The 6,387-nt window shown below is 69.3% G+C and carries 5 protein-coding genes; 4 read left to right on the forward strand and 1 reads right to left on the reverse strand.

Annotated features, from left to right (window positions below; all coding sequences use genetic code 11):
- Positions 1 to 120: 120 nt before the first annotated feature.
- Entirely contained in the window at positions 121 to 1,440 is a 1,320-nt protein-coding gene (gene amrB / locus FJY88_10810) for an AmmeMemoRadiSam system protein B (protein MBM3287823.1), read from the reverse strand.
- Between the two features lie 78 nt (positions 1,441 to 1,518).
- On the opposite strand from amrB, the gene FJY88_10815 reads away from it, so the two are divergent.
- The 4 genes from FJY88_10815 to FJY88_10830 all read left to right on the forward strand — a co-directional run.
- Entirely contained in the window at positions 1,519 to 2,907 is a 1,389-nt protein-coding gene (locus tag FJY88_10815; GenBank protein ID MBM3287824.1) for a hypothetical protein, read from the forward strand.
- Positions 2,882 to 4,276 carry a sigma-54-dependent Fis family transcriptional regulator gene (locus FJY88_10820; GenBank protein ID MBM3287825.1) on the forward strand — a complete coding sequence of 465 codons (1,395 nt, stop codon included), beginning with the start codon at positions 2,882 to 2,884 and terminating at the stop codon, positions 4,274 to 4,276. The genes FJY88_10815 and FJY88_10820 overlap by 26 nt, the downstream gene beginning before the upstream one ends.
- Positions 4,260 to 5,345: a hypothetical protein gene (locus FJY88_10825; protein ID MBM3287826.1), complete on the forward strand. Its 1,086-nt coding sequence runs from the start codon at positions 4,260 to 4,262 to the stop codon at positions 5,343 to 5,345. Before FJY88_10820 ends, FJY88_10825 begins: the two co-directional genes overlap by 17 nt.
- A 66-nt stretch (positions 5,346 to 5,411) precedes the next feature.
- The coding region (locus FJY88_10830) for a hypothetical protein (protein ID MBM3287827.1) at positions 5,412 to 6,387 on the forward strand (976 nt) is incomplete at its 3' end.

Below are 6,387 nucleotides of genomic sequence, written 5' to 3' on the forward strand. Positions count from 1 at the left end.
GAGGTTCACCCGCCAGGACCTGGCCGGCCTCCTCGTGCGCCTCCACGCCCATGACCTGGAGGCGACCAAGGTCGCCTGAGGAGGTATGGAATACGTCATCGAACTTTCGGGCTGGAGTACTTAGGCCATCGCGATCGCCCCGAAGCTGACGAGGGAATCGGTCTCCTCCTCGATCGCTTGCCCGTAGTCGAGCACGCGTCCCCGCGCGCCGGGCATCGCTTCGAGCATCGTGAGGATCGCCGGGTAGCCGCAGATCCTGCGGGCGTCCTGCTCTCTCTCCATCACCGCCAGGAAGCCCTCGCGATCGCCGTCGGCGATCCGCGCCATCATCTCGCGATCCTCCCGCTCGATCGCTTCCTTGCGATCGGCGGCCCGGCCGTGCGGATCGCCGAATCGGCACCCGACGTGGGCGAAGTCGACGCCGAGAACGACCAGCGTCTCCTCGTCGAGGAGAGAAGCCAGCCGCTCGACGAACGCGACCCTCCACTCCTGCGGGTAGGGAAGCGACCCGCGGAGGGGGACGGGAAGCCAGGGGAAGCAGCAGAGGATCGGCACGATTCGGCGCGCCGACCAGTCCCCGAGGACGCGCCGCAGGAAGATCGCCTGGAACTCGATCGAGTGCTCCTTGCGGTGCAGCAAGCGCCCGCTCAGCGGATCGAAGGGGAGACCCGCGTGGAGATCCTCGAGGAACTCCCTGTCGACCGCGCAGTCTCCGAGTGGAATCTCGAAGTCCTTGTCGATCGTCGCGAAGGGGATCTCGCCGCCGGAGTGGGAGATCCCGAGGATCACGATCCGCCGCGCCTGCGAGCCTCTGATCGCGCGGTAGGCGCTCCCATAGGCCGCGGCTCCCCGATGCGGATCGATGTGCGGCGCGACGAGGCCCCGAGGGGGATTGGCGGGCGCGCGCGAGTCGGCGGCAGCGACGGTCTGATCGATCCAGACCGCCAGAGACTCGGGATCGGCCTCGTAGGAGATCCCCGCGTGCGCCGCGGGCCGCTTTGCCAGGCGATGAAAGGTCTCTTCCTGGATGCGAAGCCTCTCGCGGTAGGCCGGCGAGTCGAGGAAGCAGGCCGCCTCCATGCGGTCGATGACCGAGGCGATCCTGTCCCTCGGGACGATCTCGCCGCTCATGCGGCAAAGCTCGACCTGGATGTCGCCGATGTCGCGCGTCCCGTCGAGGCGGGATGCGATCCATGCCTCCGTTTCGCTCAGAAAGAGGATCTCCTCCGAGCCGCCGCCGGGATCGCGGAAGCAGTAGACCGTCCCCTCCCTTCGCGGGACGGGGAAGGCCTCGATGGGGCGCATTCGGGGACGATCGGACGACGCATCAGCCATGGCGGACGACTCCTCGCGCGGCACCCGGCCGGCCACCCCGCAATCTACCGCACCGATGGGGTCGATGCCCACGGTCCTCGGGATCGCGCGCCGGCGCCGCCTCATCTATGCTGTGCCTGCCGGGTCGCGGCCCGTGCGGAGGCGCCGGGTCTGCGGAGTCTCCGCCGTCCGCCTGGAGGATCGATGCGCCGTTCGCCGACTCTCGTGGAGCGACTCCCGCGAAGGGTCTACCTGGCAACTCTGGGACTGCTCCTGCTCGGCCTAGTGTCCTTGGTCGCGGGAGGGTCCGCGTGGACCTATAGGCACGTGCGCGCGAGGGTCGATGTGGAGCTGGAGCAGCGGCTATTCTCCATCGGATCGGCCGTGGCGCAGAGTCTCGCCGCGGTCTCTCTCACCGCGGCCACGCCCGCCGATTCCGCCCGTCGCTACGCCTCGATCGAGAGGGACCTCGAGCGGATCTCCTATGCGAGCGATCTGGGCGGGATCGATGTTGTCGATAGGAATCGGCGGCGTTTGGCCGGCACGTCCCGGGGGGTTCCCTTCGGCGCCCGCGATCCGCTGATCGAGGCGCAGCCCGAGGCCTCGGCCGCGCTGGCTGGGATCGCGGCCTCGACGCCCCTCTACGAGGCCGAGGGAATCCCCGGCACGTTCTTGAAGACAGGCTTCTTCCCGATCGAGGACTCGCTCGGCGTGGTTGTCGGCCTCGTCGCGGTCGAGGGGGGCAGCGGCTTCTTCGAGATCGTCCCCGCGCTGCGACGCGTCTGGTGGATCACCGGAGCGGCCTCCGCGATCCTCGCCGCCGTCCTCGCGGCCCTTCTGCTGGGTCTCTTCCGCGCCCTGGAGAGGTACGAGAGGGACGTCAGGGCGACCGCGGCCCTGGCGACCGCGGGCCAGCTCGCCGCGATGGTCGCGCACGAGATCCGCAATCCGCTCGCGGTCCTCCAGTCCCGGGCCGAGCGGGTGCAGGAGGACCTCGCTGCCGGCGGCGACCGCGAGGCGGCCGCGCGGCTGCTCGACGCGATCCCGGCGGAGGTCAAGAGGCTGGATCGCATCCTGGGCAACTACCTCGCCCTCGCGCGGACGGGCGGGAGCGAGGGCTCCTGCTCCGTCCTCCCCGTGCTCAGAGGGGCGCTCGATCTGATGGAGCGGGATCTCGCGCGGGCGGGAGTGGAGTCGGCCCTCGAGTCACCGCCGGGCGACCTGCGCGCGCGGGTCGATCCCGCCCGGCTTCATCAGGCGCTCATCAATCTCTTCCTGAACGCGCGCGACGCGATGCCGCATGGCGGGAAGCTCTCCGTGCGCGCGAGCGCCGAAGGGCGGTGGATCCGGATCGAGGTGGCCGATACTGGAATCGGGATCGCGCGCAATCTTAGGCGCCGGGTCTTCGAGCCCTTCTTCACGACCCGGGAGGGCGGGTCGGGGCTCGGCCTGGCGGTCGTCGATTCGATCGTTCGCGCGTGCGGCGGGAGAGTGGCCCTCGAGTCCGAGCCGGGGCGCGGCAGCCGTCTCGATCTCTGGCTGCCGGCGCACGAAATGGAGGAGACGGATGGCGGACGGGACGAGCCCCTTTAGGATCCTCCTCGCGGAGGATGAGGCTGCCTTTCGCGAGGATCTCGAGGCGGGTCTGCGCAAGCAGGGCTACGAGGTGGCGGCCGCATCGTCCGGCACGGAGGCGATGGATCTCCTGGCCGGCGGCGAGTTCCATCTGCTCGTCACCGATGTGAAGATGCCGCCGCCCGACGGCCTCGAGCTGCTGCAATGGATCAAGCGCGAGAGGCCGCAGATCGAGGTCCTCGTGATCACCGGGCAGAAGGAGCTGCTCGAGAGCCCGCGCGCCGCGCGCGACGCGATCAAGAACGGCGCTTTCGACTACCTCTCAAAACCGATCAGCCTCTTCGATCTCATCGTCAAGGTCGAGAGGATCCGCGAACGGTGGGATCTTCTGGCGGAGGGGGAGCGGCTGCGGCGGTGGGCGCGCTGGCTCGCCGGCGACGAGGTGGAGGAGGGGCGCTTCGAGAACCTCATCGGGCGCAGCCGGGCGATCCTCGAGCTCTTCGGGCTCGCCCGGAAGGTCGCCCTCTCCGACGCCGTCGTTCTGATCCGAGGCGAGAGCGGGACGGGGAAGACCGTTCTGGCGGCCGCGATCCACAACCACAGCGCTCGCGCCCGGTCCCCCTTCGTGAAGATCAACAGCGGCGCCATTCCGGAGAATCTCCTCGAGAGCGAGTTCTTCGGCCACGAGCAGGGAGCCTTCACCGGAGCGGTGCGCCGCAAGCAGGGGCTCTTCGAGGTCGCGGAGGGGGGAACGGTCTTCCTGGACGAGATCGGCGATCTCCCCCTGGCGATGCAGGTGAAGCTCCTCGCCGCGATCGAGGAGAAGCAGTTCATGCGGGTGGGGGGGACCCGGCCCATCCACTGCGACGTGCGGATCATCGCGGCGACGCACAGGAATCTCGAGGAGGCGGTGCGCGACGGCTCCTTCCGGAAGGATCTCTTCTACCGCGTCAATGTCTTCCCCCTGACGTTGCCGGCTTTGCGGGAGCGGCCCGAGGACATCCCCCTCCTCGTGGAACGCTTCTTGATCAAGAAGGGGTCGGACCCGAAAGGGATCCGGCCCGAGGCGCTCCGCCTGGTGGCGGCCCACTCTTTCCCCGGGAACATCCGGGAGCTGGAGAACCTCATCGAGAGGGGGCTGATCCTCGCGGAAGGGGCGCCGCTGGGCCCGGAGCACCTCCCATCGCTCGGGCGACCGGAACCGCCGCAACCGGCTGGCCTGCCTGAGATTCCGGACGAGGGGGTTTCGATGGAAGAGATGGAGAGACGTTACATCCAGGCGGCCCTTGAGAAGGCCAAGGGGAACAAGAGCCGCGCGGCGGCCCTGCTCGGGATGACGCGGCGGACCCTCTATTCGAGGATGGAGCGCCATGGCCTGCGGGACTGACCTGCCCCCCGAGGGGCACCCGGTGTCCCGGCGCGGCCAGCGGGGCCTGACGCCGGCGATCCTCGCCATCCTCTCCATCTGCTCCGTCTGCCTCCTCGCGACCCCGGCGCTTGCGCAGCGGCAGGTTCGGGCGGAGCTCGAGCGGACCGACCGCATCCTCGAGAGGGTTCGCGAATCCGTCGGCAACTCCGCCGGGGATCGCGCAGGCACGGTCCTCCGCCAGGCGACGCGCGTCCAGGCCGAAGCTTGGGAGAGGTTCCGGAGGGGGAATGCCTCGATCGCGGCCCGCCTCACAATGAAAGCGCGGGATCTTGCGCGCCGAGCCCTCGAGACGGCCGAGATCGACACGAAGGGCCACGAGAGGATTCGCGACCTGCTCGATTCCACGCGCGATCTCGTGGAGCGGACGAGATCCGCCGTGGGCGGCCGCGGGGATCCGCAGGCGCGGCGCCTCCTCGATGTCGGAGTCGCGCAACTCCACAAGGCATCGGAGGCGTATCGGGGCCGGCAGTACCGCAGGGCGATGCGCCTGGCGGTGACCGCGCGCGAACTGATCCAGAGGGCCTACGACCGGTCGCAGGGAGGACTCGAGAGCGCCGCCCTCTCGGCCGAGCGGGCGATGGAACGCACCGACATCCTCCTCGAAGAGGTTCGCTTCCTGCTCGACGACGAGAGCAACCAGAGGGCGCGGAGGCTCTACGAAGAGGCCTTCGCCCTGCAAGAGAGGGCGATCGAACGGGGCCGGGCCGGCCAGCGCGAGGTCGCGGCGCGTCTCTCCCGTCAGGCGCGCGCCTCGGCCCTCGCCGCCCTCCTCGACCTCTCGCGCTCGCGCGACCCCGAGGACGTCGAGGAGGTCGTCTCCGCGGTCGGACAGCTGCTCCTCGAGCAGTCGCCGGAAATCAAAGCCTCGGGTTCACAGGCGGCGCTCGCGCTTCTCGAGGAAGCGCGCATGCGCCACGAGGCCGCGGAGGAGAGCCTCTCACGGGGAGACCTCTCTTCCGCTCTCGAATCGGCCCGCGTGGCCGAAGGGCTGCTACGCCGATCGTCCGAGGCCGCAGGGAGCCGCTAGAGCAATTTGGGCGCATCTGAGATGCTCGCATGGCGCATCGGCCCGGCCCGGCCAGGTATTGCGTCGGTGCGCGGACCCCGAGGGTCCGCCAGAGAGCGACAGATCGCGCCGGCAATCCTCCTCTCGGTCCTCCTGATCATCCCCTTCAAGGTCCATGCCCTGACCATCGGCGGCCGATCGGGTCTCGAGGTCGACGGATCCGGCGAGAGCTACCAGTCGGGCGGGCTCTTCGACGATCGACTCTTTCCCTCGGACGGCATCGAGGAGGCGCTCGAGGACCAACCGGTCCGGACCCGGGACGTGACGCTGCTCGGCCTGTTAGAGCTGGAGCTCGAGCAGGGAAGCCGCGAGCGGGCGTGGCTGCGCGCCTCCGATGCCGCCAGGTGGGGCGCGACGAGGAGACGAAACACGCTCGAAGTGGAGATGGGGCTGAAAGCCGGAGATAACCGGCTTCGTCTCGAGCACGAATGGGAGGCTCAGGGGGGCGAGGATGAGCCGGCATCCGGTAGCCAGGCGCTCTTGACGGCGATCTACGACCGGGAGTTCCTCCCCGGGTTGCGGGCGCAGGTGAGAGCGGGCGCAGACTGGTCGCGGCCGGAGGGCGACACACTGGTAAGTCTCTTCGATTACCGGATTCTGCGGGCCCAGGCCGAGCTCCAGAAGAGCTTCGAGCCGCGATCCGATCTGAGGCTGCGGGGGCAGGCCTCCTTCAGGCGGAAGGAGTCCTTCGGATCGGGATCGGGATCCTACTCCTCGCGCTCGGCGGAGATCGAGGCGGGGGGGATCCCTCGGCCCGGAGACAGGCTCGAGCTCCTCCTCCGTCTCGAGGGGCGCGACTACATCGATCGGGAGTCGGGGATACCTTCCTCGATCGAGCGTGCGGTCCAGGCGCGCTACGAGCTTCGGGAGAGGGCCTCGGCGCGTCCCTATCTCGAGCAGAGGATCGAATGGCAGGACTACGACAGATCCTCGGGGATCTTCCAGGACAGCAGGAGCTGGGGCGGCGAGATTGGAATCGACCTGCTGGCCGGCCGGTTCGGCG

The organism is Candidatus Eisenbacteria bacterium, from assembly GCA_016867495.1.
In the GTDB taxonomy this organism is placed as follows: domain Bacteria; phylum Eisenbacteria; class RBG-16-71-46; order CAIMUX01; family VGJL01; genus VGJL01.